The sequence below is a fragment of the Streptomyces sp. NBC_01408 genome (assembly GCF_026340255.1).
GTDB lineage: Bacteria > Actinomycetota > Actinomycetes > Streptomycetales > Streptomycetaceae > Streptomyces.
On sequence record NZ_JAPEPJ010000002.1, the window covers coordinates 1,139,680 to 1,165,574 of the forward strand.

24 protein-coding genes and 2 pseudogenes are annotated in these 25,895 nt (G+C 72.1%); 10 read left to right on the forward strand and 16 right to left on the reverse strand.

Features of this window, described 5'->3' with window-relative positions; genetic code table 11:
• Positions 1-23 precede the first annotated feature (23 nt).
• The 3 genes from OG447_RS27280 to OG447_RS27290 form a co-directional block, all read right to left on the reverse strand.
• Positions 24-542, reverse strand: coding sequence for an O-acetyl-ADP-ribose deacetylase (locus OG447_RS27280; protein ID WP_266939974.1), 519 nt, complete (start codon positions 540-542; stop codon positions 24-26).
• Positions 542-1,951 carry an NAD(P)/FAD-dependent oxidoreductase gene (locus OG447_RS27285; RefSeq protein ID WP_266940171.1) on the reverse strand — a complete coding sequence of 470 codons (1,410 nt, stop codon included), beginning with the start codon at positions 1,949-1,951 and terminating at the stop codon, positions 542-544. Before OG447_RS27285 ends, OG447_RS27280 begins: the two co-directional genes overlap by 1 nt.
• Positions 1,952-2,087: 136 nt before the next feature.
• Positions 2,088-2,912, reverse strand: coding sequence for an inositol monophosphatase family protein (locus OG447_RS27290; protein WP_266939975.1), 825 nt, complete (start codon positions 2,910-2,912; stop codon positions 2,088-2,090).
• Positions 2,913-3,112: 200 nt separating this feature from the next.
• On the opposite strand from OG447_RS27290, the gene OG447_RS27295 reads away from it, so the two are divergent.
• Positions 3,113-4,081 carry an arylamine N-acetyltransferase gene (locus OG447_RS27295; RefSeq protein WP_266939976.1) on the forward strand — a complete coding sequence of 323 codons (969 nt, stop codon included), beginning with the start codon at positions 3,113-3,115 and terminating at the stop codon, positions 4,079-4,081.
• Positions 4,082-4,095: 14 nt separating this feature from the next.
• On the opposite strand, the gene OG447_RS27300 is transcribed toward OG447_RS27295, so the two are convergent.
• Complete coding sequence (locus OG447_RS27300) at positions 4,096-4,923, reverse strand: helix-turn-helix domain-containing protein (protein WP_266939977.1); 828 nt, start codon at positions 4,921-4,923, stop codon at positions 4,096-4,098.
• 112 nt (positions 4,924-5,035) lie between these two features.
• On the opposite strand from OG447_RS27300, the gene OG447_RS27305 reads away from it, so the two are divergent.
• Positions 5,036-5,464, forward strand: a complete 429-nt coding sequence (locus OG447_RS27305; RefSeq protein ID WP_266939978.1) for a hypothetical protein — start codon at positions 5,036-5,038, stop codon at positions 5,462-5,464.
• 4 nt (positions 5,465-5,468) lie between these two features.
• Here OG447_RS27305 and OG447_RS27310 read toward each other — a convergent pair whose 3' ends face one another.
• Complete coding sequence (locus tag OG447_RS27310) at positions 5,469-6,341, reverse strand: class I SAM-dependent methyltransferase (protein ID WP_266939979.1); 873 nt, start codon at positions 6,339-6,341, stop codon at positions 5,469-5,471.
• 174 nt (positions 6,342-6,515) lie between these two features.
• Here OG447_RS27310 and OG447_RS27315 point away from each other — a divergent pair, with 174 nt between their 5' ends.
• Positions 6,516-7,898 carry an FAD-binding oxidoreductase gene (locus OG447_RS27315; protein ID WP_266939980.1) on the forward strand — a complete coding sequence of 461 codons (1,383 nt, stop codon included), beginning with the start codon at positions 6,516-6,518 and terminating at the stop codon, positions 7,896-7,898.
• A 133-nt stretch (positions 7,899-8,031) separates the two neighbouring features.
• On the forward strand, positions 8,032-9,252 hold the full coding sequence (locus tag OG447_RS27320; RefSeq protein WP_266939981.1) for a cytochrome P450: 1,221 nt from the start codon (positions 8,032-8,034) through the stop codon (positions 9,250-9,252).
• A gap of 10 nt (positions 9,253-9,262) precedes the next feature.
• Here the strand turns inward: OG447_RS27320 and OG447_RS27325 are convergent, their stop codons facing one another.
• A complete protein-coding gene (locus OG447_RS27325; protein ID WP_266939982.1) occupies positions 9,263-10,639 on the reverse strand; it encodes an FAD-binding oxidoreductase in 1,377 nt (458 codons plus the stop codon).
• Positions 10,640-10,664: 25 nt separating this feature from the next.
• Here OG447_RS27325 and OG447_RS27330 point away from each other — a divergent pair.
• Both OG447_RS27330 and OG447_RS27335 read left to right on the forward strand, forming a co-directional pair.
• Positions 10,665-10,964 (forward strand): annotated as a pseudogene (locus OG447_RS27330) (LysR family transcriptional regulator); the annotation flags it as partial.
• Positions 10,965-10,975: 11 nt separating this feature from the next.
• Positions 10,976-11,302: an amidohydrolase family protein gene (locus OG447_RS27335; protein ID WP_266939983.1), complete on the forward strand. Its 327-nt coding sequence runs from the start codon at positions 10,976-10,978 to the stop codon at positions 11,300-11,302.
• 103 nt (positions 11,303-11,405) lie between these two features.
• On the opposite strand, the gene OG447_RS27340 is transcribed toward OG447_RS27335, so the two are convergent.
• The gene (locus OG447_RS27340; RefSeq protein WP_266939984.1) at positions 11,406-13,343 is read right to left on the reverse strand and encodes an FHA domain-containing protein; all 1,938 of its coding nucleotides are present in this window, start codon (positions 13,341-13,343) and stop codon (positions 11,406-11,408) included.
• A 172-nt stretch (positions 13,344-13,515) separates the two neighbouring features.
• Here OG447_RS27340 and OG447_RS27345 point away from each other — a divergent pair, with 172 nt between their 5' ends.
• A complete protein-coding gene (locus tag OG447_RS27345) occupies positions 13,516-15,117 on the forward strand; it encodes a serine/threonine-protein kinase (RefSeq protein ID WP_266939985.1) in 1,602 nt (533 codons plus the stop codon).
• 107 nt (positions 15,118-15,224) lie between these two features.
• The gene (locus OG447_RS27350) at positions 15,225-15,410 is read left to right on the forward strand and encodes a CsbD family protein (RefSeq protein ID WP_266939986.1); all 186 of its coding nucleotides are present in this window, start codon (positions 15,225-15,227) and stop codon (positions 15,408-15,410) included.
• Between the two features lie 69 nt (positions 15,411-15,479).
• Here the strand turns inward: OG447_RS27350 and OG447_RS27355 are convergent.
• The 6 genes and pseudogenes from OG447_RS27355 to OG447_RS27380 form a co-directional block, all read right to left on the reverse strand.
• Positions 15,480-15,836, reverse strand: a pseudogene (locus OG447_RS27355) (HAD family hydrolase); the annotation flags it as partial.
• Positions 15,837-15,839: 3 nt separating this feature from the next.
• Positions 15,840-16,841 carry a TIGR03842 family LLM class F420-dependent oxidoreductase gene (locus OG447_RS27360; protein ID WP_266939987.1) on the reverse strand — a complete coding sequence of 334 codons (1,002 nt, stop codon included), beginning with the start codon at positions 16,839-16,841 and terminating at the stop codon, positions 15,840-15,842.
• Between the two features lie 30 nt (positions 16,842-16,871).
• Positions 16,872-18,272: a dihydropyrimidinase gene (hydA, locus tag OG447_RS27365; RefSeq protein ID WP_266939988.1), complete on the reverse strand. Its 1,401-nt coding sequence runs from the start codon at positions 18,270-18,272 to the stop codon at positions 16,872-16,874.
• A 10-nt stretch (positions 18,273-18,282) separates the two neighbouring features.
• Entirely contained in the window at positions 18,283-19,536 is a 1,254-nt protein-coding gene (locus tag OG447_RS27370) for an aspartate aminotransferase family protein (RefSeq protein ID WP_266940172.1), read from the reverse strand.
• A gap of 38 nt (positions 19,537-19,574) precedes the next feature.
• Complete coding sequence (locus OG447_RS27375) at positions 19,575-20,417, reverse strand: nitrilase-related carbon-nitrogen hydrolase (protein WP_266939989.1); 843 nt, start codon at positions 20,415-20,417, stop codon at positions 19,575-19,577.
• Positions 20,418-20,584: 167 nt separating this feature from the next.
• Complete coding sequence (locus OG447_RS27380; RefSeq protein ID WP_266939990.1) at positions 20,585-21,088, reverse strand: hypothetical protein; 504 nt, start codon at positions 21,086-21,088, stop codon at positions 20,585-20,587.
• Positions 21,089-22,324: 1,236 nt separating this feature from the next.
• Between OG447_RS27380 and OG447_RS27385 the strand changes: the two genes are divergently transcribed.
• On the forward strand, positions 22,325-22,780 hold the full coding sequence (locus OG447_RS27385; RefSeq protein WP_266939991.1) for a hypothetical protein: 456 nt from the start codon (positions 22,325-22,327) through the stop codon (positions 22,778-22,780).
• A 90-nt stretch (positions 22,781-22,870) separates the two neighbouring features.
• Here OG447_RS27385 and OG447_RS27390 read toward each other — a convergent pair whose 3' ends face one another.
• Together OG447_RS27390 and tnpA are read right to left on the reverse strand one after the other, a co-directional pair.
• Positions 22,871-23,245 (reverse strand): PPOX class F420-dependent oxidoreductase, encoded by a 375-nt coding sequence (locus tag OG447_RS27390; protein WP_266939992.1) that lies wholly within the window; start codon positions 23,243-23,245, stop codon positions 22,871-22,873.
• A 103-nt stretch (positions 23,246-23,348) separates the two neighbouring features.
• On the reverse strand, positions 23,349-23,777 hold the full coding sequence (gene tnpA / locus OG447_RS27395) for an IS200/IS605 family transposase (protein WP_266939993.1): 429 nt from the start codon (positions 23,775-23,777) through the stop codon (positions 23,349-23,351).
• Between the two features lie 51 nt (positions 23,778-23,828).
• Between tnpA and OG447_RS27400 the strand changes: the two genes are divergently transcribed.
• The gene (locus tag OG447_RS27400; RefSeq protein WP_266939995.1) at positions 23,829-25,043 is read left to right on the forward strand and encodes a transposase; all 1,215 of its coding nucleotides are present in this window, start codon (positions 23,829-23,831) and stop codon (positions 25,041-25,043) included.
• A 38-nt stretch (positions 25,044-25,081) separates the two neighbouring features.
• Here the strand turns inward: OG447_RS27400 and OG447_RS27405 are convergent, their stop codons facing one another.
• Positions 25,082-25,816, reverse strand: coding sequence for a TetR/AcrR family transcriptional regulator C-terminal domain-containing protein (locus OG447_RS27405; RefSeq protein WP_266939996.1), 735 nt, complete (start codon positions 25,814-25,816; stop codon positions 25,082-25,084).
• Positions 25,817-25,895: the final 79 nt, after the last annotated feature.

Genomic DNA, 25,895 nt, shown 5'->3' on the forward strand with positions numbered 1-25,895 from the left:
GGGCCGCCCGGCACGCCTACGCCCTACGGATGGGCCGCGACGGCCGTCTCGAAGGCCGCGTACGCCGCAGCGTCGAAGAGGACGAAGCGGACCTCCTGCACCGACGTGGCGGTGGCGCGCACCGTTTCCACGGCGATGCGTGCCCCGTCGTCCATCGGCCAGCCGTAGATGCCGGTGGAGATGGCCGGGAAGGCGACCGTACGGGCGCCCAGCTCGTCGGCGACCCGCAGTGACTCCCGGTAGCAGGAGGCCAGCAGCTCCGAGCGGTCCTCGTCGCGGGACCAGACCGGGCCGACGGTGTGGATCACGTGCTCGGCGGGCAGCCGGCCGGCGGTGGTGGCGACGGCCCGGCCCGTCGGCAGGCCCTTGCCGTAATGGGAGCGGCGCAGGTCCTCGCAGGCCGCGAGGATCTCCGGCCCGCCGCGGCGGTGGATGGCTCCGTCCACTCCCCCGCCGCCCAGCAGCGAGGAGTTCGCGGCGTTGACCACCGCGTCGGCCTTCTCGGTGGTGATGTCGCCCTGGACGAGGGTAATGCGGACCATCAGGAGTCCTTTCGCAGACGGCGCCAGACCGCCTTGGCCGCATTGTGGCCGGACATGCCGTGGACGCCGGGGCCCGGAGGGGTCGCGGAGGAGCAGATGAAGACGGCCGGGTGCGCCGTCGCGTACGGGAAGAGCGAGGGCTTCGGGCGCAGCAGGAGCTGGAGTCCCGAGGTGGCTCCGCAGGCGATGTCCCCGCCGACGTAATTGGGGTTGCGGGCGGCGAGCTGGGGCGGGCCGGCCGTGGCGCGGGCCAGGACCAGGTCGCGGAAGCCCGGGGCGAACCGCTCCAGTTGGCGCTCCACGGCTTCGGTGAGGTCGCCGTCCCAGCCCGCGGGGACATGTCCGTACGCCCAGAACACGTGCTTGCCCGCGGGCGCCCGGCCCGGGTCGACGAGGCTGGGCTGCGCGGTGATCAGGAAGGGGTTGCGCGGGGCCCTGCCGCTGGAGGCGAGCTGCAGGGCGGCGTCGATGTCACGACTGCCCGGTCCGATCTGTACGGTGCCGGCCCGGCGCGGCTCCTCGGCGGTCCACGGGACCGGGCCGTCCAGCGCGTAGTCGATCTTGAAGACGGAGGGGCCGTACCGGTAGCCCTCGTACGCGCGCCCCAGGCGGGCGATCCGCGACAGCGCCGTCGGCGAGGTGTCGAAGACGTACGCCCGGGCGGGTGGGAGGTCGTCGAGCCGTTTCACCTCGAAGCCGGTGTGGACGGTCCCGCCGAGCTCGCGCAGGTACGCGGCGAGGGCGTCCGAGATGGACTGCGAGCCGCCGCGCGGCAGCGGCCAGCCGTTCGCGTGCGCGGCCAGGGCGAACACCAGGCCGACCGCGCCGGTGCCGATCCCGCCGAGCGGGGCGTTGACGTGCGCGACGAGCCCGGCGAGGAGCGCGCGGGCCCGGTCGTCGCCGAAGCGGCGCAGCAGCCAGGTGAAGGGCGGCAGTCCGGCGAGCCCGAAGCGGGCGAGGGTGACCGGGTCCCGGGGCAGGGCCGTGCTCGGCAGGGACATGAAGTCGCGGGCCAGGGTGTCCCACCGGCCGAGGAACGGCTCCACCAGCCGCCGGTACGCGCCCGCGTCGCGCGGCCCGAAGGACGCCGCCGTCTCCGCGACCGAACGGGAGAGGACCGCGGCCGTGCCGTCGTCGAAGGGGTGCGCCATCGGCAGCGGGGGGTGCAGCCACTCCAGCCCGTACCGCTTCAGCGGCATCGTGGCGAACACGGGCGAACCGACGCCGAGCGGGTGCACGGCCGAGCAGGGGTCGTGGCGGAAGCCGGGGAGGGTCAGCTCCTCGGTCCGGGCTCCTCCGCCGACCGTCTCGGCGGCCTCGAAGACGGCTACCGAGAAGCCGCGCCGGGCCAGTTCGACGGCGGCCGTCAGCCCGTTGGGCCCCGCCCCCACCACGACCGCATCGAGAATCGACGGCACTTGCGTCTCCTTCGTCCGGCGGCGCCACCACACCCAGGATATTCCGCCCGTACGTACGGGCCCTCAACGCCCGGCCCCGCCGGGCGCCCCTGCACCCCTTCCTATTCCTACACCCCCCACACCCCTCTTACGCTCCGCGCAGCAGCTCGCGGATCCGCAGGGCGGTGGCCTCGTCCCTGCCGACCGCGAAGGGCAGCACGTTGTCCCGGTCCACCCGGAAGGGCACCCCCTCGACCGTGGTCTGGGCCCCGCCCGCCTCCGCGACCAGCAGCAGCCCGGCCGCGTGGTCCCAGGCCGAGGGCCAGGTGAAGGCCAGGCCGTCCATCTCGCCGCGAGCCACCTTCAGGTACTCCAGGCCGGCCGAACCGCAGGGCCGGGCCGCCACCCCGGGCACGTCGAGCCGGGCGAGGGTCCGCTTGTCGGCCTCGGAGGTGTACAGGGGGTGGGCCATCGCGATCCGCAGCTCGGCGCCCGGCTCGGGCGAACCGCTGTGGATCCGCTCACCATTGACGTACGAGCCCTGGCCGCGCACGGCGGTCGCCAGCTCGTCCAGCGCCGGGGCGAAGGTCCAGGAGGCGAGGATCTCCCCGCGGTGGGCCAGCGCCACCAGGGTGCAGAACTCGGGGTCGCCCGCGACGAACTGCCGGGTGCCGTCCACCGGGTCCACGATCCACACCGGGGCTTCCGCGCGCAGCGCCCCGTACACGGTCGGGTCGGCGTGCACGGCCTCCTCGCCCACCACGGCCGAGCCGGGCAGCAGCCGGGTCAGGGAGGCCGTGAGGTGCTCCTCGGCCTTGCGGTCGGCGACGGTCACGAGGTCGTGCGGTCCGGTCTTCTCGTCCACCTCGTGGTCGGCGAGCTGCCGGAACCTCGGCATGATCTCGACCGCCGCCGCCTTGCGTACGGCCTCTTCCACATCGGACAGGTCACGGGCCAGGAACTCATCGATCATGTCTCCAGCAAAGCACGCCCGACCGACAAACCCCACCGACAATCCCGGACGGACGGCTGGACACCGGGTGGACACCAGGTGAACCGACCCCCGGGCCGGACCCGGCTGCTCCTCGGCCGGACCCGGGCCGACCCCCGGACGTGACGTTTTATTGCCCGGTGTATCCGGCCCTGGCCGAACCCCTATGCACCATGTCCACCATGACGACGAACGACGATGCCACGGCCTGGCAGGGCGGCCGCCTCGACCTGGACGCGTACCTCCGGCGGATCGGATACGACGGAGAGCTCGCGCCCACCCTCGACGTTCTGCGGGCGCTCACCCGCTCGCACATCACCTCGATCCCCTTCGAGACCGTCGAGATCGTGCTCGGCCGGAAGGTCTCCCTCGAACTGCAGGACGTTCAGAACAAGCTGGTCCACGCACGCCGCGGCGGCTACTGCTACGAGCACAACCTGCTGCTCGCGGCGGCGCTGGAGCGCGTCGGCTTCCGGGTGACGGGGCTGGCCTCGCGGGTCCGCATCGGTTCCGAGGGAGTCCGTCCGGCCACGCACGCGATGCTGCGCGTGGAGACCGCCGAGACCCCCGACACCGGCAAGGTGTGGATCTGCGACCCGGGCTTCGGCCGCAATCCCATCGAGCCGATGGAGCTGGCGGGCGGCGCCGAGACCTCGGTCGGCGGCTGGGGCTTCCGGCTGGAGCGGACGGCCACCGAGACCGGCGCCTCGCTGTACGCGCTGCGCTCGCGGGGCGCCGACGGCTGGTTCGACCTGCACGCCTTCACCCTCGACCAGCGGTACGCGCCGGACTGGATGGTGGCCAACCACTTCATGTCCACGCATGCGCGCTCGCCGTTCGCGGGGCGGCTGGTCGTCCAGCAGATGCGCGAGCAGGATCACCTGTTCCTGGACGGCACCACCCTGACCACCACGCTGCCGGACGGTACGGCCTCGGCGCGCGGGTTCGCCCCGGAGGAGGTGCCGGACCTCATGCGCGAGGAGTTCGGACTGGAGCTGCCGCGCTCCGACCACGCGGAGCTCGTCGCCCGGGTGTACGTGGCGCGTCAGGCCGTCGCCATGTACCCGGCGACCGTGCACCCGCCGATCCAGCCCGTCCAGCACGTGCGGGCGCACCGTCCCGGGCGCAGGGTCCCGACCTCGGTCTGCTGACCGGCCACGCCGCCTCAGGGGCCTTGGGGCCCCTGAGGGTCGGCCGCCGCCGCGTGCAGGCGCAGGAGCCGGGCCGTCTCCTCGTCCATCGGGAAGAACGTCTCGACCGCGAGTTCGGAGAGCGTCACGTCCGCGGGCGCGCCGAAGGTGGCGATCATGCTGAACAGCGCCATGTCGCCGAAGGGGGTGCGCAGCCGCAGCGGGACGACCATACCGGTCGCGTCGACCGGGCCGGCCGGGGCGCCGGTGTCCGGCGGCGGCGGGTAGGCGGACACCTCGTCGTACAGCGCCCGCAGTTCGGGGCGGCCGGTGCCGTTGGCCTGGTGCAGGAGACGGCCCAGGGCGTGGGCGCGGACCTCAGCGAAGTTGAGGCAGTGCTGCGGGAGGCCGTCCGGGTGCAGGATCAGGCGCATCACGTTCGCGCCCTCGGCCGTCAGGGTCGGCGGGACGCTGTCCAGCAGGAGGGACATCGAGCGGTTGGAGTCGACGATGTTCCAGACCCGGTCGACGACCGCCGCCGGGTAGGGCTCGTGGCCGGCGAGCATGCTCCGCAGTGCCTGGCGTGCCATCGCCATGCGGTCGCTGCCCAGGGGGCTCTCCTGATAGGCGGGGGCGTAGCCGGCCGCCAGCAGCAGGCTGTTGCGGTCGCGCAGCGGCACGTCGAGGTGCTCGGCGAGCCGCAGCACCATCTCCCGGCTGGGCCGGGCCCGGCCCGTCTCCACGCAGGACAGGTGCCGGGTGGAGGTCTCGGCGCGCAGGGCGAGATCGAGTTGGCTGAACTTCCTGCGCTGGCGCCAGTCGCGCAGCAACAGCCCGACGCGGGGCGGGTCTTCGGTCTTCATGCACTCCACCGTAACCGCCGGGGTCGCGGACTCCATGACCTCTGAGGTCATGGAGTCCGCGACCTGTCCCGTGTCACGGTGGGGGCACAGTCCGGTGCGAAGGAGCTCTGCCATGACACAGACCATGCATACGACCGACCCTGCCGTCCGGCAGGCGTCCGACCGCTTCCTGCGGCTGGTCCTGCGGATCGACAGTGTCAGCACCGCCGTGATGGCCGCCGTGCTCATCGCCGCGTGCGGCCCGCTCGGTTCCGCCACCGGGATGCCCGTCGCCTTCAGCATCGGCTTCGGGCTCTTCCAGCTCGGCGGGGCGGCCTCGCTGGCCCTCATCGCGGGGTATCCGGTGATCCCGGCCGGGCTGGTCAAAGCCGTGATCGGGGTGAACCTCGGCTCCGCCGTCGCCTGCCTGGTGGTGGCCGCGGGGGACTTCGTCCCGCTCACCGGGTTCGGCATCGTGTTCATGCTGATCGGCGCGCTGGTCGTGGGGGTGTACGCGGCCCTGGAGTGGGCGGGGCTGCGGCGGATGACTGCGGCGGGGTGACGGGTCAGGCCTGCGGGGCCCGGCCGCGCAGGTACACGATCGGGGTCGGCAGGGTGATGGTGCCGTCGGCCGAGCGCAGGGCGTCCAGGCGCCGGGCGACCTCGGCGGACAGCTCGTTCGCCTCCTGCTCGGACAGCCTGTCCCACAGCCGGCGCATGCCGTGCGAGCGGGTCCAGTCGACCCACTGGGCCCCGGACTCCACGACGATGGGCAGGTCCTCCTCCAGTACGGCCACGTCGGTGAAGCCCGCGTCGGTCAGGGTGGCCGTGACGGCCTCGGGGGTCACCAGCCAGTTGTTGTGGATGTTGGTGAAGGGGCAGTCGTAGGCATCCCCTTCCTTGGGCTGGGTCAGATGCGGCAGCAGCAGGTCGTGCACGTCCTCGGGGAGGAATCCCCACTTGCCCGTGGCGGTGGGGAAGAAGGAGGGCGCGCTGGCCGCGAAGAGGCCGCCGGGGCGCAGGATCGTGCGGTAGGGGCGCAGTTCGGCCCCGCCGTGCGTCCAGATGAAGACGCTGAACCCGCCGAGCACCGCGTCGAAGCGCCCGGCCGGGAAGTCCGGCACCTGGCCGTTCATGACCTGGGTGGTCACGTGGGTCAGGCCCTGCGACCGCGCGTCGGCGTCCGCGTACTTGACCATCTCCTCGGCGAGGTCGATCCCGATGACCTCTCCGGTGCCGCCCACGGCCGCCGCGGCCGGCCAGAGCACGGCGCCCCGGCCGCAGCCCACGTCCAGCACCGAATCTCCGGCGCGGATTCCGGAGAATTCGACCAGCCGGCGGCCGATGGGGCCGAAGAAGTCCACTCCGCTCTGGTCGTAGACGTCCGCGGCAGTGTTGAACACACGGTGCATCTCCGCCGTGCTTTCCGAATTACCCATACCGGCTCCTTGACTTGAGTTCGCCGGGAAAAGCGTGCGGTATCCGCGCGACCGCGTCCAATAGGCAGGGCTTCTGACGGCCAGCACGGTTTCTTATTGGACAGGGAGTGCCTGCCGCATCAACATCATTTATGCAGGCGGGGCTTGGCTCCGCCTTCGTGGAAAGGTTGCCTTATGAGTGAGTTCTCTTCGCTGGTGTCGCGGGTCGAGGGTGAGGTGTTCCTGCCCGGGCAGGAGGGTTTCGACGAGGAGCGGACGGGTTTCCAGCGTGCGGTGGTGCACCGGCCCGATGTGATCGTGGGCGCGGTCTCGGCCCGGGACGTGGCGGCGGCGGTGGAGTACGCGACGAGCAGGGGCCTGCCGGTGGCCGTGCAGGCGACCGGACACGGCACCTCCGTGGCGATGGACGGCGGGGTACTGGTCACCACCCGCCGGATGACCGGCGTCCGCGTCGATCCCCAGGCCCAGACCGCCTGGCTGGAAGCCGGAGTCCGCTGGGAACACGTCGTGCCCGAAGCCGCAGTCCACGGCCTGGCCCCCCTCAACGGCTCCGCCCCCCACGTCGGAGCGGTCTCCTACATCCTGGGCGGCGGACTGCCCCTGTTGGGCCGCACCTACGGCTGGGCCGCCGACCACGTCCTGGGCATGGAAGTCGTCACCGCCGACGCACAGATCAAACAGATCACCCCCGACAGCGACCCCGACCTGTTCTGGGCCCTCCTCGGAGGCAAAGACAACTTCGGCATCGTCACCGGCCTCGAAACCGCCCTCGTCCCCCAACCCCGCATCTACGGCGGCGGCCTCTACTTCGACACCCCCCACATCGAAGACATCCTCCACACCTGGCACCGATGGACCACCACCACACCCGACCACATGAACTCCAGCGTGGGACTGATGCCCGTGCCCGACCTGCCGTTCATGCCCGAGCCGCTGCGCGGCCGGTACGTCGCCCACGTCCGGATCGCCTGCACCGGCGGGGCGATCGCCGGCCGCAAGGCCGTCGCGCCGCTGCGCGCCGTCGCGCCCCGCCTGATGGACACGCTCACGGAGATGCCGTACTCGGCGAGCGCGGCCGTCCACAACGATCCGCCGACGCCCATGCCCTGGTACGCGGACGTCGCCATGCTCGGCGAACTGGCCGAGTCCGACGTGCCGACGATCCTCAAGACGGTCGGCCCCGGCGCGCCCGTCATGTGCATCGTCGAACTGCGCCACCTCGGCGGCGCGCTGGCCCGCCGGCTGGGAGCGCCGAACGCGGTCGGCCACCGCGACGCCCGCTACATGCTGTACGTGCTCTCGCCGCTGGTCGGCCCGTTCACCCCCGAGACCGTGGGGCCGGTGCACCGCCAGCTCTTCGACGCCCTCGCCCCGCGTACGACGGGGCGTTTCGTGAACTTCATGGGCATCGGCGAGAACGCCGGTGCGGAGCAGGTGCGTTCGGCGTACGACCCCGAGGACCACGCACGTCTGGTCCGGCTCAAGGCCGTGCACGACCCGGCCAACACCTTTCGCGTCAACTACAACCTGGAGCCCGGCACGTCCGGCTCCCACTAGCTGGTGATCGCCCACCGCGGTGGCTCCCACCCCCTTCCTCGGAACCGCCGCGGTGGGCGGTCGCCTGCCCGCGGGTCCGCCGGCGGGTCCCTCAGGGGGGCCGTCGGCGGATCCGGCAGATTGGAAGCAGCAGATGTCCCAGAGCGTGTTCCCCCTCGACCCCACGGGGAGCGATCTCGCCGCCGAGGCCGCCGCGCTGCGCCGGCTAGGGCCCATCGCCCGGGTGGAGCTGCCGGGCGGTGTGCGGGCCTGGTCGGTGACCCGGCACGAGCGGATCAAGCAACTCCTGACGGATCCGCGGGTGTCCAAGGATCCCCGCCGGCACTGGCCGGCCTTCCGCGACGGCGAGATCACGCCCGACTGGCCGCTCTACCCCTGGGTGTCCGTGGAGAACATGCTGACGGCCTACGGCGCCGAGCACTCCCGGCTGCGCCGGCTGGTGGCGGGCGCCTTCACCGCCCGCCGAACGAAATCGCTCGCACCGTCCGTGGAGGAGGTGACGGGCGGGCTGCTGGATGAGCTGGCCGCCGTGCCGGCCGGGGAGACGGTGGACCTGCGGGCCGCGTTCACCCACCCGCTGCCGTTCCAGGTGATCTGCCGGCTGTTCGGCGTACCGGAGGCCACCAGCGAATCACTGCGGCAGATGATGGACGCCTTCTTCCGCGACCCCGGGAACATCGACGACATCCAGGAACGCGGGCGGGCCATCTACGCGGTCCTCACCGACCTGGTGGCGTACAAGCGCGAGCACCCCGGGCCCGACTTCTCCTCCGAGCTGATCGCCGTACGCGACGAGGACGGCGAGCGGCTGAACGAACAGGAACTGGCCGACACCCTGATGCTCATGATCGGGGCCGGGCACGAGACCACCGCCAACCTGCTGGGCAGCGCCCTGGTGGAACTGCTGTCCCGGCCCGACCAGCTGGCGCACATCCGGGCCGGCCGGGCCACCTGGCAGGACGCCATCGAGGAGTCCCTGCGGCTGCACGGGCCGGTGGCCCACATGCCGCTGCGTTTCGCCACGCAGGACATCGACGTGGACGGGGTGACCATCCCGCGGGGTGACGCGATCCTCGTCTCCTACTCGGCGGCCGGCCAGGATCCGGAGCAGCACGGCCCGGACGCGCTCGAGTTCGACCTGCTCCGCGAGCGACGCGAGCACTTGGCCTTCGGGCACGGCGCCCACCACTGTCTCGGCGCCCCCTTCGCCCGGCTGGAGGCCGGGATCGCGCTGCCGCGGCTCTTCGACCGCTTCCCCGGCCTCCGGCTGGCGCGACCCCGATCCGAGATCCCGGGGTCCGGCTCCTTCATTGCGAACGGGCCGCGTGACCTGCCCGTCCTGCTGACGTCATGAGGTCATGACGTCATAGCGCCTGGTCCGGCTGGATGTTGTGGTTCACGCGGAAGGTGTTCGCGGGGTCGTACACGGCCTTCAGCCGGGCCAGCCGCCGTCGTGCGGGGGCCTCGTACAGCGTGCTGAGCCGCTCGGCCGTGGCCGGGCGGCCGTTCCCGTACACGAAGTTGAGGCTGCGGCCCACGGTCCACGGCCGGACGGCTGCGAGCAGCTCCTCGTGGACGGGGGCGATGTCGGCCGCGCTCCAGGGCCCCACGGGTGAGAGCACCCGCAGGATGTACGCCGCGTCGCGGTGGCCGACGGCGCTGGGCACGGCCGGCGGGCGGGCCAGCGCACCGCCGAGGTGGCGCAGGTCCACGACGCACATGACGGGTGCGGCCGGGCCGGCGAGGTCCAGGACGGCGTCGAGTACCGGGGTGCCGAGCGAGCAGAGCAGGGCGTTATCCCCGGTGTAGCCGTGCGGGTGGACCGGGTCGTCGAAGACGGAGCCGCTCGCGGTGTACGGCATGTCGCGCAGGGTGTCCATCAGGCGGGGCGCGACGGCGCGCAGCGGCGCGACGGCCTTGCGGCCGGCGATCGCCCCGCCGGTGCAGGCGATCCGGACGTGGGCGACGTACCGGCCGCGCAGCGGCTCGGGCATGAACGGCAGGTCGGGCACGGGCATCAGTCCCACGCTGGAGTTCATGTGGTCGGGTGTGGTGGTGGTCCATCGGTGCCAGGTGTGGAGGATGTCTTCGATGTGGGGGGTGTCGAAGTAGAGGCCGCCGCCGTAGATGCGGGGTTGGGGGACGAGGGCGGTTTCGAGGCCGGTGACGATGCCGAAGTTGTCTTTGCCTCCGAGGAGGGCCCAGAACAGGTCGGGGTCGCTGTCGGGGGTGATCTGTTTGATCTGTGCGTCGGCGGTGACGACTTCCATGCCCAGGACGTGGTCGGCGGCCCAGCCGTAGGTGCGGCCCAACAGGGGCAGTCCGCCGCCCAGGATGTAGGAGACCGCTCCGACGTGGGGGGCGGAGCCGTTGAGGGGGGCCAGGCCGTGGACTGCGGCTTCGGGCACGACGTGTTCCCAGCGGACTCCGGCTTCCAGCCAGGCGGTCTGGGCCTGGGGATCGACGCGGACGCCGGTCATCCGGCGGGTGGTGACCAGTACCCCGCCGTCCATCGCCACGGAGGTGCCGTGTCCGGTCGCCTGCACGGCCACCGGCAGGCCCCTGCCCGTCGCGTACTCCACCGCCGCCGCCACGTCCCGGGCCGAGACCGCGCCCACGATCACATCGGGCCGGTGCACCACCGCACGCTGGAAACCCGTCCGCTCCTCGTCGAAACCCTCCTGCCCGGGCAGGAACACCTCACCCTCGACCCGCGACACCAGCGAAGAGAACTCACTCATAAGCCACCCTTTAGACTCGGCGCTCATGGAACTGCGCCAGTTGGAATACTTCGTCGCCGTTGCCGAGGAGGCGAGCTTCACCAGGGGCGCCGCGCGCGTACACGTGGCGCAGCCAGGGGTGAGTGCTCAAATACGCTGGCTGGAGCGCGAGTTGGGACAGGAGCTGCTCGACCGCAGTGGCCGTCAGGTGCAGTTGACCGACGCGGGCGTCGCCGTACTGCCGTACGCCCGGGCCGCACTGGCCGCCGTGGCCGGCGCCCGCCTCGCCGTGGACGAGGTCACCGGTCTCCTGCGGGGCCAGGTCTCCATCGGGACGGTCGCTTCCTCCTCCCCTGGATGGCCGGCCAGGGGGTACGGCTCATCGCGGGCACGGACGCGGGCGTGGCGCACGCCGTCTTCGACGGCTTCGTGTCGAGCCTGGAGTTCTTCCGCCACATCGGCTTCTCCCCCGCCGAGGCCATCGACGCGGCCACGGTCGAGGCCGCCCTCGCCCTGGGCATCGCCTCCGACACCGGCCGCCTCGCCCCCGGCTACCGCGCCGACCTGATCGCCGTCACCGGAGACCCGCTGGCCGATCTGGCCGCCCTGCGCGACGTCCGCCTGACGATGTCCGCCGGCCGCCCGCACGTCCCGGCCGGCGCCCCGGCGCCGGCCCCGCGCTGACCGGGGGCCGGGAGCCGGGAGCGGCGGCAGATCAGCCGTTCAGCGCGGGGATGAGGTGCTGGCCGTAGGCCCGAAGAGCTGGGGCGCGGAGGCCCCGTAGGGATCAGCCGACAGGGGAGGGGCTCCGGGGGTCGGCCGGGCGGGGGACGAAGACCGGGGAGTCCGACTGGTAGAAGAGGTCGATGTCGGCCTCCTCGCCGCCGACGATCAGGGTGTCCCAGGCGCCGCTCTCCCGCAGGGTGCGGAGGGTGGCCGGGGCGATCGAGGCGAGGTGGGAACGGAGTTCCCCGTCGCCGGGCAGGCCGGGCATCCGGGGCGCCAGCCGTTCGCGGATCCCGGCCATCCGGTCCAGCAGCGCGTCCAGGTCGCTCCCGTCCGCGGCACCGGTGCCACCGGCAGCGGCACCTGCACCGGCAGCCGCACCCCCGCCGGCCTCCGCACTGCGCGCGATGATGTCCTTGATGGCGCGGGTGACGCCCTGCTCGTCGGTGGTCACCATGGCGTTCCAGGCCCGGCTCTTGTGCCGGTACTGGAGCATGGACATCGCCGCCTCGTGCCGGATGAAGTCCGCGTCCCGCAGCGGCTTGCCCTGCCATGCGCGGCTGAGCGAGCGGGCCAGGGAAGTGGCCGAGGCCAGACCGCTGTTGAGGCCGCGGCCCGGCCAGAAGTGGATGGCGTTGGCCGCGTCGCCCAGCAGGAAGCCGTAGGTGCCGGGGGTGGTCGCGGTCGGCCGGTGCAGCTGTGCGGTGAACCGCGGGCGCTGCACCATGTCCAGCCGGAACGAGGTGATCGCGGACAGGTCCTCCTCGGCCACCCCGAACAGGCTGAGCCCCTGCCGGATCTCCTTCCACAGCGGGGAACCGCGCAGCAGGGCGGGCAGGAAGAGGGTGCCGTGGGTGGGGCAGCGGAACTCGTTGTCCTCCTCCTGCCGGCTCATCAGGCAGGGGCGGGCGGCGATGCACTCCTCGAAGACGTGGCGGACCGGGTCGATGCCGATGACGCTCTTGGTCTCCTCCCGGGTGAGCCGCATGTTCAGGAAGCCCTCGCCGCGCAGCGAGTTGAGCAGGAACCGGTTCTGCGACACGGTGAGCAGCACGCTCATCGGGTCCGGCAGCTTCGACTTGACGCGCAGTCCCAGCACGATGTCCTGGAGGTGCTCGCCGTCGAGGGAGTAGATCGAGGCGTCGGCCGCGCCGAAGCGGTCGGCGTAGTGCTCCCGGGTGCGGGAGCGGCCGCCCTCGGCGACCACCAGGACGTGTTCCTGGGTGATCCGGTTCTGCTCCTCCGCCACGTCGAAACGCTTGGGAACCAGGCGGATTGATGGCTTCCGGTTGGCCAGGTCCAGCAGCCGGTCCTCGATGTGGGCGATCCGGATGTTGCGGGGCGGGCGGCCGTCGACCGAGTCCGGACCGACGGGCCACATCTCGGAGTAGGCGCCGCCATCGTCGAAGAGGGCGGCGAGCACCTCCTCGGGCAGGGCGAGGTACTGCCGGCTCTGGACGGTCACCACCTGCTGGCGGCGGAAGTTCCCCTGGGTCTCGTCCTTCCAGACGACCGAGGAGCCCTTCCTGGTCCAGCGCCCGTCGTAGAGGGTGATGGCGGTCCGCCCGGGCAGCATCTCGTCGAGCGCCAGGGCGAAGGCGAGGCCCACCGGGCCGCCGCCGGTGATGGTGACCCGCAGCGTGCCGGGGTCCGCGGCGCTCGGCCGGGGCACGTCCAGGAGGGACAGGTCGATGACCGTCTCCATGGCGTCCTGGGCCTCGTAGAGGAACGTTTCATCGCCGATCCGGATGCAGTCGTTCGGACGCAGTGCATGCCGCGTGACGCGCTGATCGTTGACGAAGGTGCCGTTCCGGCTGTCCCGGTCGTAGAGGACGAAGCCGGCGTCCTCCGTGAGGATCTCGGCGTGCAGCCGGGAGGAACTGGGGCTGACGATCACGACGGTGTTGTCGCTCTTGCGCCCGAAGCTGACGGGCTCGCCGTCCAGGACCACGCTCTGCCCGGTGAAGGGACCCGTGCTTCCAACGATGACCGAAGCCACTCCACACTCCTTGAAAAAGACGCCTGCTGACTCCTCGTACGACTGCAACACGCCATCGCGAACGTGTTCGGTTCAACCATTTTCGAAAATTTCCAGTCACCCCGTTGAACCGGGGATCGCGATCCGTACGTGATGTCGGCGTCGGTAGGCGATCAGAGGGAGACCCGCCCCCATGCACAACGAGGAATCCGAGACCGTGACGGAGAGCGCGCTTGCGGCCACCACCGCAGGCACGGCCACGACCGCGGCCACCACCGCAGGCACGGCCACCACCGCGGCCACGACCGCGGCCGCACCGGGTGCACCGGGTGCACCGGTCGGGGAACGGCTGATCGCCGGCCGCTACCGGCTGCTGTCCCGGCTCGGCGAGGGCGGCATGGGCACCGTGTGGCGGGCCCTCGACGAGACGCTGCACCGCGAGGTCGCCGTCAAGGAGGTCCGGGCCCCGGCCCATCTGCGGGCCGGCGACATCGCGCGGATGTACAGCAGGCTGGAGCGAGAGGCCTGGGCGGCGGCCCGGATACCCGACCGCAACGTGGTGACGGTCCACGACGTGGCCATGGACGACGACCGGCCCTGGATCGTCATGGAACTGATCCGCGGGCAGTCGCTGGCCGATCTGCTGCGCGCCGAGGGGCCACTCACCCCGCGCCACGCCGCGCACATCGGCGCGGAGGTGCTGAGCGCGCTGCGCGCCGCACATGCCGTCGGGGTGGAGCACCGCGACGTGAAGCCGGCGAACGTGCTGCTCGCCGAGGACGGGCGGGTGGTGCTCAGCGACTTCGGCATCGCGATGGTCGAGGGCAGCACCGCGCTGACCATGACCGGCGAGGTGGTCGGCTCCCCCGAGTACCTGCCGCCGGAGCGGGCGCTGGGCCGCCCCTCGGGCCCCGAGTCGGACCTGTGGTCCCTCGGCGTGATGCTGTACGCAGCCGTGGAGGGGATCTCCCCGTTCCGGCAGGACACCGCGCTGAGCACCCTGCGGGCCGTCGTGGACGAGGAACCGCCGGTGCCGACCCGGGCCGGCCCGCTCGCCCCGGTCATCGCCGGGCTGCTCCGCAAGGCGCCGGCCGAGCGGACACCGGCCGCCGAAGCCGCCGAAGCCCTGCGGGGCATCGCCCACGAACCGGACGCCACCACGACCGCCGCCCGCGTCCTGTCGGCTCCCGCAGAACCCGCCACGGCAGCGGCCCCCGTCCCCACGGCGACACCGGTCCCCACGCCGGCACCGGCCCCCACGGCGGCGCCGGCCGCCACCACCGTGGAGCCCGCGCCCGCCCCGCTCGCGCACGCGTCGCCCGCGCACCGGACTCCCGCGGCCCCGCCCCGCAAGCGCCGTACGGCGGCCTTCGTCGCGGCCGGCGCGGCCGCCTGCGTACTGATCGCCGCCGGGCTGGTCCACGCCCTCGACGGCAACGACGAGGACTCCGCCCCCGGTTCGGGCGTACGGATGTCGGTGGCGGGCGCGAACACCACCTACACCGGCAGCTGCCCGACCCCCGAGAGTCAGGCCCCGGCGTTCACCGCGACCTTCACCGCGTCCGAGCCGACCCTGATCTCCTACCGCTGGGTGTCCGGCGACGGCTCGGTGGTGGATCCGCACTGGCGCACCATGTCCATCGGGGGCAAGACCAACCCCACCGGGCACGACACCGTACGGCTGACGACCTATGCGAAGGCCGGCAACCTGACCACAGGGATGGCCGTGGAACTCCAGAGCCCCACCCGCGCCACCTCCAACCCGGTCCCCTTCTCCATCACCTGCACCGGCTGACCCCGGCCCGGTTCCGGATCCGGATCCGAATCCGGAAGCACGTTTACGTCACCCGGAACGGGTAGGCGCGACACAGCAAGCAATGGCGCACGAGAGGAGCCGCAGCCGTGTCGGGTGAAGAGAAGATGCGGGCCAAGAAGGAACAGGCCTCGGGCAAGGTCAAGGAAGCGGCCGGCCGGGCGGTCGGCAACGAGAGCCTCACCGCGAAAGGCCGCGCTGAGCAGGTCAAGGGAGACGCTCGCGCGGCCAAGGAGAAGATCAAGGACGCGGTGGAGGACGCGAAGGGGGAATAGCAGCACTCTTCGACGTACTCAGGCGGGTTCGGACCCCGGCATCCGGTCTCCGAACCCGCCTTGGGTCCGTCACGCTCTGTGTGCCGAGAACGGGCTGTGGTCCAGGTGCTCCAGCAGGTCCGCCGGGTCGCTGTACACGGCGGCGGGGGCCGCCTCCTCAAGGTCGGCGCGCGGGATCCCTCCGCAGAGCAGGCCCACGCAGGTCACTCCGGCCTGCTTGGCGGCTTGCATGTCCCACACTGTGTCGCCGACGAACACCGCCCGGTCGGGCGGTACGTGCACCAGCCCGAGGGCGTGCCGGACGGGATCGGGTGCCGGCTTGCCCGTCTCGACGTCGTCGGAGGTGGCGGCGTCGGTGATGGCCTCGTCCGCGTCGACGGCCCTGCGCAGGGCCTTGAGTTCCCGGTCCTTGGCCGAGGTGACCAGGCTTCAGTTGTTGATCGCCGGGATGATCTGTGTGCCGTAGGCGTCGATGGTGGCCTCCTTCGCGTCGTGCATGTCGTAGACGGCGAACTGGTCGACGCCGAGGTCGCGCAGGGCCCGCAGCTTCTCGATGTGGGCCTCGGGCGGGCCCAGCAGGCAGAAGCGGTCGACGATCTCGTCGGGGACGAAGTCGGTGGACGGGTTCCCCGCGCGGCCGTGGTGGCTGTAGTCGTAGCCGTGGCGGGCCTTGATGTACTCGGTGAGCTCGTCCGGGACCATCGAGGAGTGCTCGCCGTAGCGGGTGACGAGGTCGGCGACGTGGTTGCCGACCATCCCGCCGAACCAGCGGCACTGGTCGCGGGCGTGCGCGAGGTCATCGCCCACGTACGCCGGGGCGGCCACGCAGATGGTGATCGCGTCCGGGTCCCGGCCCGCCGCGGTGGCGGCCTCCCGTACTGCCTTGATCATCCACTCGGTGAGGTAGAGGTCTGCCAGTTGGAGGATGAACCCGTCGGCCTTCTGCCCGGCCAGGGCCAGGGCCTTGGGGCCGTACGCCGCCATCCAGACGGGCAGCTTCCCCTCCCGGATCCACGGGATGCGGATCGGATTGCCGTCGACCTGCGCCTCGCGGCCCTCGGCGAGGTCGCGGATGACGTCGATGGCGTCGCCGAGCCGGGCCAGGGTGTTGGGGGCGCGGCCCGCGACCCGCATCGCGGAGTCACCGCGCCCGATCCCGCACACCGTGCGGTTGCCGTACATGTCGTTGAGGGTCGCGAAGGTGGAGGCGGTGACCTCCCAGGTGCGGGTGCCCGGGTTGGTGACCATGGGGCCGACGTGCAGTTTCTGTGTGTTGGCCAGGATCTGGCTGTAGATGACGAACGGTTCCTGCCACAGCACGGCCGAGTCGAAGGTCCAGCCGTAGCGGAAGCCGTTGCGTTCGGCGCGCTTCATGAGGCTGACGACCGCCGAGGCGGGCGGGTCGGTCTGCAGGACGAGGCCGAAGTCCATGGGGCGGCTCCTTGCTGCTGCGTGCGGGCTTTACAGGTACTGGCAGGTGGAGCGGGGGACGAAGACCCCGTGGCCGGCCCGGCCGATGTACTCGCGCCGGTCGATGACGAGTTCGCCGCGCGAGAGCACGGTGTCGACGCGTCCGGTGATCCGCTTGCCCTCGTACGCCGAGTAGTCCACGTTCATGTGGTGCGTCTCGGCGGAGATGACCTGCTCGGCGTGCGGATCGTAGAGGACGATGTCGGCGTCGGAGCCCGGCGCGATCGTGCCCTTCTGGGGATAGAGGCCGAACATCCGGGCCGGGCTCGCGCAGGCGATCTCGATCCAGCGGCGGCGGCTGATGTGCCCGTCCAGGACGGCCTGATGGAGGAGGTCCATCCGGTTCTCCACCCCCGGCAGCCCGTTCGGGATCTTCGAGAAGTCCCCGCGGCCCAGCTCCTTCTGACCACGGAAACAGAACGGGCAGTGATCGGTGGAGACCACCTGGAGGTCGTTGGTCCGCAGGCCCCGCCACAGCGCCGCTTGATGCTCGCGGGGACGCAACGGCGTGGAGCAGACGTACTTGGCGCCCTGGAAGTCGGGCTCCTCCAGGTTGTCCGTGGACAGGAACAGGTACTGCGGACAGGTCTCCCCGAAGACCGGCAGCCCCTTGTCCCGGGCCGCGGCCAGCTCGGCCACCGCCTCCTCCGCCGAGACGTGGACCACGTAGAGCGGGGAGCCGGCGACCCGCGCGAGCTGGATGGCCCGGTGGGTGGCCTCGGCCTCCAGCAGCACCTTGCGGACCTCGCCGTGGTGGCGCGGGTCGGTCTCCCCGCGCGCCAGGGCCTGTTCGACGAGGACGTCGATCGCGATGCCGTTCTCGGCGTGCATCATGATCAGCCCGCCGTTGCCGGAGGACCGCTGCATGGCGCGCAGGATCTGCCCGTCGTCGCTGTAGAAGACGCCGGGGTAGGCCATGAACAGCTTGAAGGAGGTGACCCCTTCGCCGATGAGGAGGTCCATCTCCTTCAGGGTGCCCTCGTTCACGTCCGAGAGGATCATGTGGAAGGCGTAGTCGACGGAGCAGTTGCCGTCGGCCTTGTCGTACCAGGTGTCGAGCCCCTCGCGCAGGGCCTGGCCCACGCTCTGCACCGCGAAGTCGACGATGGTGGTGGTGCCGCCCCAGGCGGCGGCCCGGGTCCCCGTTTCGAAGGTGTCCGACGCGGCGGTGCCGCCGAAGGGGAGTTCCATGTGGGTGTGCGCGTCGACGCCGCCCGGGATCACGTACTTCCCGCTCGCGTCGATCGTACGGTCGGCGGTCCAGGACTCGGCGGCGGCCGAGCCGTGTGCGGCGAGCGCCGCCACGCGGCCGTCCTCGATCAGGACGTCGGCGTGCAGTTCGTCGGCGGCGGTCACGACCAGCCCGCCGCTGACCAGGGTGCGGATGCTCATGGGAGTCCCCCTACGGGATGCTGCGGAGCGCCTGTTCGAGGATCTCGGCGCCTTCTTCCGCCTCGGCGACGGTGAGGGAGAGCGGCGGCGCGATGCGCAGCACGCTGGTGTTGTACCCGCCGCCCTTGCCGAGCAGCAGACCGCCGGCGCGGGCGGCCTCCAGGACGGCGGCGGCCGCGTCCGGGTCGGCCTGGTCGGTGCCGGGCCGGGTCAGTTCCAGGCCGGCCATCAGGCCCCGGCCGCGGACCTCCCGTACGGCGGGCACGTGGGCGGCGATCGCGCGCAGCCGCTCCAGCAGCAGCCCGCCGACGCGCCGGGCGTTGCCCTGGAGGTCGTGCTCCAGCAGGTACGAGAGGTTCGCGATCCCGGCCGCCATGGTGACCGGGGAGCCGCCGAAGGTGGAGATGGAGTTCGCGTCCAGGCAGTTCATCACCTCGGCGCGGGCCACGACCCCGCCGATCGACATGCCGTTGCCGATGCCCTTGGCGAAGGTGAGGATGTCCGGCGGGCCGTTCTGGGCGTGTGCCTGCCAGCCCCAGAAGTGCTCGCCGGTTCGGCCCCAGCCGGTCTGCACCTCGTCGCTGATCCAGAGGATGCCGTGCCGGTCGAGCACCTCGCGGAAGGCCCCGTAGAGCCCGTCGGGCGGGGAGGTGAAGCCGCCGACGCCCTGGATCGGCTCGGCGATCAGCGCGGCCACTCCCCCGCGCGCCTGGCCGAGTACGTCCTCCAGATCGGCGACGGCCGCCGCGGTGAACTCGGCGTCGGGCAGGGCGGCGAAGGGGCCGCGGGTGCGCACGGCACCGTGGACGTAGTACGTCTGGAGCGGCGAGAGGCTCGTCGGGGACCAGCCGCGGTTGCCGGTGACCGACACGGTGGAGAAGGACCGGCCGTGGTAGCTGTTGCGCATCGCGAGGATCTGGTTGGAGCGGCGGTACGTCGTCGCGAGCAGCAGGGCGGCGTCGTTGGCCTCGGTGCCGGAGGTCGTGAAGAAGACCCGGGCGTCGGGGATGCCGGACAGCGCCGCGACCCGTTCGGCCAGCTCGATCATCGGTCGGTTGAGGTAGAGGGTGGAGGAGTGGATGATCCGCCCGGCCTGTTCGGAGACGGCCTTGGTGACCTCGGGCAGGGCGTGGGCGGTCATCGTGGTGAGGATGCCGCCGAAGAAGTCGAGGTAGCGGTTGCCGTCGGCGTCCCAGACGTGGCGGCCCTCGCCGTGGGTGAGTTCGAGGGGGTGGCGGTAGTAGAGCGCGAGCCAGTCCGGCATGACGCTGATGTGGCGGCTGTGCAGGGGGATCGGGTTGGTCACGGCTGTACGAGCCCTCCGTAGGCGTCGGGGCGGCGGTCGCGGTAGAAGGCCCACTGGTTGCGGACCTCCTCGATGAGGTCGAAGTCGAGGTCGCGGATGAGGAGTTCCTCCTCCTTGTCGCTGGCGACCTCCCCGACGAACTGGCCGCGCGGGTCGACGAAGTAGCTGGTGCCGTAGAAGTCGTTGTCGCCGTACTCCTCCCGGCCGACCCGGTTGATGGCGGCGACGAAGTACTCGTTGGCGACGGCGGAGGCGGGCTGTTCCAGCTGCCACAGGTGCGCGGAGAGGCCGCGGTGGGTGGCGGAGGGGTTGAAGACCAACTGGGCTCCGGCCAGGCCCAGTTGACGCCACCCCTCGGGGAAGTGGCGGTCGTAGCAGATGTACACGCCCACCCGGCCGACAGCGGTGTCGAAGACGGGCCAGCCGAGGTTGCCCGGACGGAAGTAGTACTTCTCCCAGAAGCCCTTGACCTGGGGGATGTGGTGCTTGCGGTACTTGCCGAGGTAGCTGCCGTCGGCGTCGATGACGGCGGCGGTGTTGTAGTAGAAGCCCGCACTCTCCTGCTCGAAGACCGGTACGACGATCACCATGCCGGTCTCGCGGGCGAGGTCCTGCATGCGGCGGACGGTCGGGCCGTCGGGGACGGCCTCGGCCCAGCGGTAGTGCTCGGGCTCCTGGACCTGGCAGAAGTAAGGGGCGTTGAACACCTCCTGGAAGCCGATGATTTTGGCTCCCTGGGCGGCGGCCCGGCGGGCGTGCTCCTCGTGTTTGGCGATCATCGATTCGGTGTCTCCGGTCCAGGTGGCCTGGACCAGCGCGGCGCGGACGACTTGGGCCATGAGCTGCTCCTCGCGACGGGAACGCCGGGTTCTACGCACGTAGACGGAGTACGTAGGGAGTAGAACGTAGGCCTCGGCACAGCGTGGGGCAAGACCGCGTTGCGCGGTTGGAGTAGTCGATCACGTTACGTCGCCCCGCGGTCGATTGCGGTCAGGAGACGGGCGGTTTACGCCGTGGCGATTCCGGCCACGCGCAGGGCGTGGACCAGGTCGCGGTACCGGTTTCCAGGCAGGGCGCGGGCCGCGTGGAGCAGGCGGGGGGCGAGCCACTGCGGGTCGCGGCGGGCGAGGCGGGCGGCCTCCTCCGCGGTGCGGGCCCGGACGAAGGCGCCGAGCAGGGCATCGGCCTCCCCGGTCCGGCCGGCCCCGCCGAGGGCGAGCGCCGCCTCGGCGATCTCGGCGGCGGGGCGGGCCACGCCCTGGCGCAGCAGCGCGTGGCTGTCGGCCTCCCGCCCGGCCTCGCCGAGCGCGGCCGCGGCGGCGGCGAGCCGCTCGGGCGGGAGCGAGGCCGCCTCCCACAGGACGCCGGCCCAGTCGGCCGCGAGCCCGGCGCGGGCCAGCTCGACGGCGAGGCCGGGCAGCCGCTCGGCGGGCCAGGCCGCCGCCTCGCACAGCAGCGCGTGGGCCTCGCCGCTCCGCGCTTGCGCGCGCAGCGCGATCAGTTCGGCCACGAGCACCCCGGCCGCCCGCCCCGCCCTGCCGGGCCCGGGCCCGGCAGCCTCCGGCCCGGCCCCGACCGGCTCGGCTCCCGCCGCCGGGACGGGATGCCCGAAGCGCGGCGCGACACGGGCCGGCTCGGGTCCGGCCGACGGAGCAGGGTGGCCAAAGCGCGCTCCCCGCGGCGCGGCCCGGGCCGGCTCAGGTCCGGATGCCGGGACAGGGTGGCCGAAGTTCACTCCCTGCGGCACGGCCTGGGCCGGCTCAGGTCCGGACGCCGGAGCGGGATGCCCGAAGCGTGCTCCGCGCGGCGCGACGCGGGCCGGCTCGGATCCGGACCCTTCCGCCTCGTATCCCGGCGGCGGGGTGAAGTCCTGGGCCCCGGCCGCGGCGGCTCCGGCGTACCGGGCTCCCCCGGAACGCCGCCCGCCGCGCAGCCACCGCCCCTCGGCCCGCCCGACGGGCGCCTCCACCGGCACCTCCCCCCGGCGATCCGCCGAACCCGACGCCCCCCGCTGCCTCGGCACACCGGGCAACCCACCGTCCCCTGGCGACACAAGAACCTCGTTAGGCCCGCGCCCAGCAGACCAGGCCCCGGCAGGCCCGGCAGGCTGGGACTCAGCCGGCCAGGGCTCGGCAGGCTCAGCCGACTCAGCAGACCAGGCCTCGGCATGCTCAGCCGGCCCGGCCGGCCAGAGCTCGGCGGGCCCAGCCTGCTCGGGCGCGCCAGGCACCGCAGACCACGATCCGCCCGGCAACACACCCTCCCCCGGCGACGCCAGGGGCCCGGCAGGCCCGGACCCGCCAGACCAGGGATCGCCATGCGCAGCAGGCTCCGCGGACGAGGGCCCGCCCACCCCCGGCGACGCGAGGGACTCGGACAGCCGGGACCCGGCAGTCACCGCAGGCGCGGCAAGCTGGGGCTCAATTGGCCAGGGCTCGCCATGCGCAGCAGACGCGGGCGCCACCGCAGACCAGGACCCGCCCGGCAACACACCCTCCCCCGGCGACGCCGGGGACTCGGCCGGTCCGGGCCCGGCAGACCAGGGCCCGGCGGGCGCAGCCGACGCAGCACGCTGGGGCTCAGCTGGCCAGAACTCGGCGGGAGCAGTCGGCGCGGCAGACCGGGCCTCGCCAGGCGCAGCCGGCGCGGCAGGCCATGGCTCGGCAGGCGCAGCCGGCGCGGCAGACCAAGGCTCGGCGGGCGCAGCCGGCCCGGCGGGCGCAGCCGGCACCGTGGGGGCCGTGGGGTGGGCGACAGTCGCCAGGCGGGCGGACAGGTCCTCGTGCCGGGCTGCGGCGCGGGCCACGTCGTCCCGGGTCCACGAGACCTCCCGGGCCAGGGTCTCCGCCTCGGCGCGGTCGGCGGCGCCGGCCATGCGGGCGGACAGGTTCCGCAGGGCCGCGTCCGCCTCGGCCCGCTGGCCGGCCGCCGCCGCGAGCAGGGTCCGCAGTTCCCCGGTCCCGCCCGGCAGCCGGTCCCACGCGCTGACGGCGGCGGCCCGCAGCCGGGCCGCGTACCCGGTCTCCCGCGCCGCCACCTCCTCGCCGCGCAGCCCGGCGAGGTCCCGCAGCAGCGACTCCACGACGTCCCACGGCGCGATCGCGGCCCCCTGGAGGCAAGCCCGCACACCCTCCGGGTCCCGCCGCAGGAACTCCCCGTACCAGCCCGCTCCGGGATCGAGCCTGTGGGTCAACCCCCGTAAATAGTCCGAGAATTGACTGATCGCCAGTGCAGTCGCGGTCTCCATGACCGCATTGGATCCCAGCCGTGTTACGGGCGGGCTACGGGAGTCTCAAAGCTTGACGGCGATACCGGTGTGCGGCCGCACGCCCCGGCGCCACAGCGTGGCGGGCACGTCCACCATCCAGAACTGCCAGGTGTACTTGCGCGACATCAGCCTGCGCACCCGCCGCAGCCCCTCCTCGTCCAGCAGCCGGGCCCGCCCCTCCCGGACGGCCGCGCCCTCCTCGACGCGTCCGCGCACATCACAGACGGTCACGGTGACCCGACCGTCGCGGCGGATCCGCTTGACCTTCCACGAGTCGCTGCGCGTCCACACGTACAGCTCACCGCCGTCGGCCACCGCCCAGACCGGGGTGGCGACGGGCGTGCCGTCCTTGCGGTAGGTGGTGAGGCTGACGTACCGCGCCCTGCCGAGTTCCTCCATCTCTGAATCTTCGCAGGGAATCCCGGCCTTCGGGCCGGGCGGGAATGCCTCCTTGGCTCAGAGCCGCGAAGCGGCGGAGTTCTCCGCGGCTGCGAGGTGGCGGTCAGACGGGCCGTTTCTGGTTCTCGATGTACTCCTGGACGATGCTCAGCGGTGCGCCGCCACAGGAGCCCACGAAGTACGAGGGCGCCCAGAACACCGAGCCCATGCCGATGCGGTTGATCCGGCCGGCGTACTCGGCGCGTAGGTATCGGGAGCTGACGCCCTTGAGAGTGTTGACCAGCTTGGACAGGGCGATCTTCGGCGGGTAGTGCACCAGCAGGTGGACGTGGTCGCCCTCGCCGTTGAACTCGCGTAGATCGGCCTCGAACTTCTCGCAGACGTCCCGCATGATCGCTTCGCAGCGGGTCAGCATGTCTTCGTTGAAGACCTCACGCCGGTACTTGGTGACGAACACCAAGTGGGCATGGAGGTTGTAGATGACGTGGTTTCCTCGACGGATATCGGGGTCCGGTTCCCAGCGTGGTGACATCCGCCAAGTGTGTTGTGGCCAAGCGAACCGGCGTGGAAGGGGGTGGGCCGGGTGATCCGTGCGTACAAGTTCCTCATGCGGCCCACCGCGGGCCAGACGGTCGCGCTGGGCGAGATGCTGGCCGACCACTGCTCGCTCTACAACGGTGCGTTGCAGGAACGCCGTGACGCCTGGCGGCACGTGTCGAAGACGAGCGTCAAGTACGGGCAGCAGTCCGTGCAGCTCAAGGAGATCCGGGCGTTCGATCCGGAACGTCAGGGCCGCTGGTCGTTCTCCTCCCAGCAGGCGACGCTGCGCCGTCTCGACAGGGCGTTCGCCGCGTTCTTCCGCCGCGTCAAGTCCGGTGAGACCCCGGGCTACCCGCGCTTCCGTGGGGTGAGCTGGTTCGACACGGTCGACTTTCCCAAGGACGGGGACGGCTGCCGGTGGGATGCCACCCCGCACGACCCGGTGACCCGCGTCCGTCTGCAGGGCGTGGGGTACGTGAAGGTCAACCAGCACCGGCCGGTGGTCGGCAAGGTCAAGACCGTCAGCGTCAAGCGCGAAGGCCGACGCTGGTACGTCATCCTGACCGCCGAGCAGTCCGCCCCCGAGCCGCTGCCCGCGACGGGCTCTGTGGTCGGCATCGACATGGGCATAGCCTCGTTCCTCACCACCTCGGGCGGTGAGCATGTCGCCAGCCCCCGCCACGGCCGGAAGGCCGCCGCGAAGCTCGAAGCCGCACAGCAAGCCCTCGCACGATTCCCCCGTGTGCGCCGCGACAAGCGCACCGCCAACCACCGCCGCGCCGTCGAACGCGTCGCCACCCTGCACCGCAAGGTCCGCCGCCAGCGCCTGGACCACGCACACAAGACCGCGCTCGACCTCGTGCGGGAACACGACTTCATTGCGCACGAAGACCTCAAGATCCGCAACATGGTCAAGGCTCCCGCGCCGAAGCCCGACCCCGCCACGCCGGGCGGCTTCCTGCCCAACGGGGCTGCCGCGAAGGCCGGACTCAACCACTCGATCTCGGATGCCGGATGGGGGGTGTTCCTGACGATCCTGCACGCCAAGGCTGAGAGCGCCGGACGGGAAGTGATCGCCGTGGACCCCCGCAACACCTCCCGCACCTGCCCCGAATGCGGGCACGTCGCCAAGGAGAACCGGCCCACACAGGAGAGGTTCCACTGCGTCTCGTGCGGCCACACCGCGCACGCGGACACGGTGGGCGCCCTGAACGTTCTACGGGCCGGGCTGGTCCGTCGCAACGCCAACCCGGCATAGCGAGAAGCCCCCTCATTTATGAAGGGGAGGAGTCACCGTCATCCCCCGACCCTAGGCGATCCCGCTGAGGTCCAGCCCTGTCGGTGGAGCCTTTCCAGGCCCTCCAGGAGGAGGTCCAGCGCGAACTCGAACTCGAACTGGTCGTCGCAGCTCCGGCCGACGGCGGATTCCCCGTCATGGGCGGCTGCCGCGGCCACCTCCGCGATCCTCGGGTACCTCGCCGCCATCGCGGCGAGCGCGTCCGCCCCGGCGCCCGTGCCCGCGCCCGCACCCGCGTCCGGGCCGCCTGCGCTTCCCGAGTCGTCGAAGAGCTCCTGACTGAAGCCCAGCAGACGGCTGCCCATGGCGTGCATCGCGTGATGGGTGAGGTCGACCGAGAAGCCGCCGTCCCGGAACGTGCCGATCATCGAGTCCAGGTACTCCAGCACGGCCGGGGTCGGCCCGGTCCGCGACTCGATCACCCGTGAGGCCCAGCGGTGCCTCAGGAGCACCCGGCGGGCCGACAGGACGCGCCCGCGGACCGCGTCCTTCCAGTCGGAGCCGCCGACCGGGGGGTCGATGTCGGCCACGACCGCGTCGACCATGCCGTCGAGGAGCTGCTCCTTGTTGGCCACGTGCTTGTAGAGGGCCATCGGCACGACGCCCAGCTCCTGGGCGAGCCTGCGCATGCTGAGCGACTCGATGCCGCCCTCGTCGGCGAGCGCGACGGCGGCCCGCAGCACCCGCTCCCGGTTCAGCGGCGCCCGGCGGGCGGCCTCCGCCTGCTGTGCCATGTCGTCGCACCTCTCCTCCCGACCGGACACCGATCGGTACTCCCCTTGATCCCGCTTGACGAGTGTACGCCGTACGCCT

Bases quoted from the DNA above. Each gene is read 5' to 3' on its own strand.
- OG447_RS27280 (WP_266939974.1), bottom strand. From the start codon at position 542: ATGGTCCGCATTACCCTCGTCCAGGGCGACATCACCACCGAGAAGGCC.
- OG447_RS27290 (WP_266939975.1), bottom strand. From the start codon at position 2,912: ATGATCGATGAGTTCCTGGCCCGTGACCTGTCCGATGTGGAAGAGGCC.
- OG447_RS27295 (WP_266939976.1), top strand. From the start codon at position 3,113: ATGACGACGAACGACGATGCCACGGCCTGGCAGGGCGGCCGCCTCGAC.
- OG447_RS27300 (WP_266939977.1), bottom strand. From the start codon at position 4,923: ATGAAGACCGAAGACCCGCCCCGCGTCGGGCTGTTGCTGCGCGACTGG.
- OG447_RS27305 (WP_266939978.1), top strand. From the start codon at position 5,036: ATGACACAGACCATGCATACGACCGACCCTGCCGTCCGGCAGGCGTCC.
- OG447_RS27310 (WP_266939979.1), bottom strand. From the start codon at position 6,341: ATGGGTAATTCGGAAAGCACGGCGGAGATGCACCGTGTGTTCAACACT.
- OG447_RS27315 (WP_266939980.1), top strand. From the start codon at position 6,516: ATGAGTGAGTTCTCTTCGCTGGTGTCGCGGGTCGAGGGTGAGGTGTTC.
- OG447_RS27320 (WP_266939981.1), top strand. From the start codon at position 8,032: ATGTCCCAGAGCGTGTTCCCCCTCGACCCCACGGGGAGCGATCTCGCC.
- OG447_RS27325 (WP_266939982.1), bottom strand. From the start codon at position 10,639: ATGAGTGAGTTCTCTTCGCTGGTGTCGCGGGTCGAGGGTGAGGTGTTC.
- OG447_RS27335 (WP_266939983.1), top strand. From the start codon at position 10,976: ATGGCCGGCCAGGGGGTACGGCTCATCGCGGGCACGGACGCGGGCGTG.
- OG447_RS27345 (WP_266939985.1), top strand. From the start codon at position 13,516: ATGCACAACGAGGAATCCGAGACCGTGACGGAGAGCGCGCTTGCGGCC.
- OG447_RS27360 (WP_266939987.1), bottom strand. From the start codon at position 16,841: ATGGACTTCGGCCTCGTCCTGCAGACCGACCCGCCCGCCTCGGCGGTC.
- hydA (WP_266939988.1), bottom strand. From the start codon at position 18,272: ATGAGCATCCGCACCCTGGTCAGCGGCGGGCTGGTCGTGACCGCCGCC.
- OG447_RS27370 (WP_266940172.1), bottom strand. From the start codon at position 19,536: ATGCCGGACTGGCTCGCGCTCTACTACCGCCACCCCCTCGAACTCACC.
- OG447_RS27375 (WP_266939989.1), bottom strand. From the start codon at position 20,417: ATGGCCCAAGTCGTCCGCGCCGCGCTGGTCCAGGCCACCTGGACCGGA.
- OG447_RS27390 (WP_266939992.1), bottom strand. From the start codon at position 23,245: ATGGAGGAACTCGGCAGGGCGCGGTACGTCAGCCTCACCACCTACCGC.
- tnpA (WP_266939993.1), bottom strand. From the start codon at position 23,777: ATGTCACCACGCTGGGAACCGGACCCCGATATCCGTCGAGGAAACCAC.
- OG447_RS27405 (WP_266939996.1), bottom strand. From the start codon at position 25,816: ATGGCACAGCAGGCGGAGGCCGCCCGCCGGGCGCCGCTGAACCGGGAG.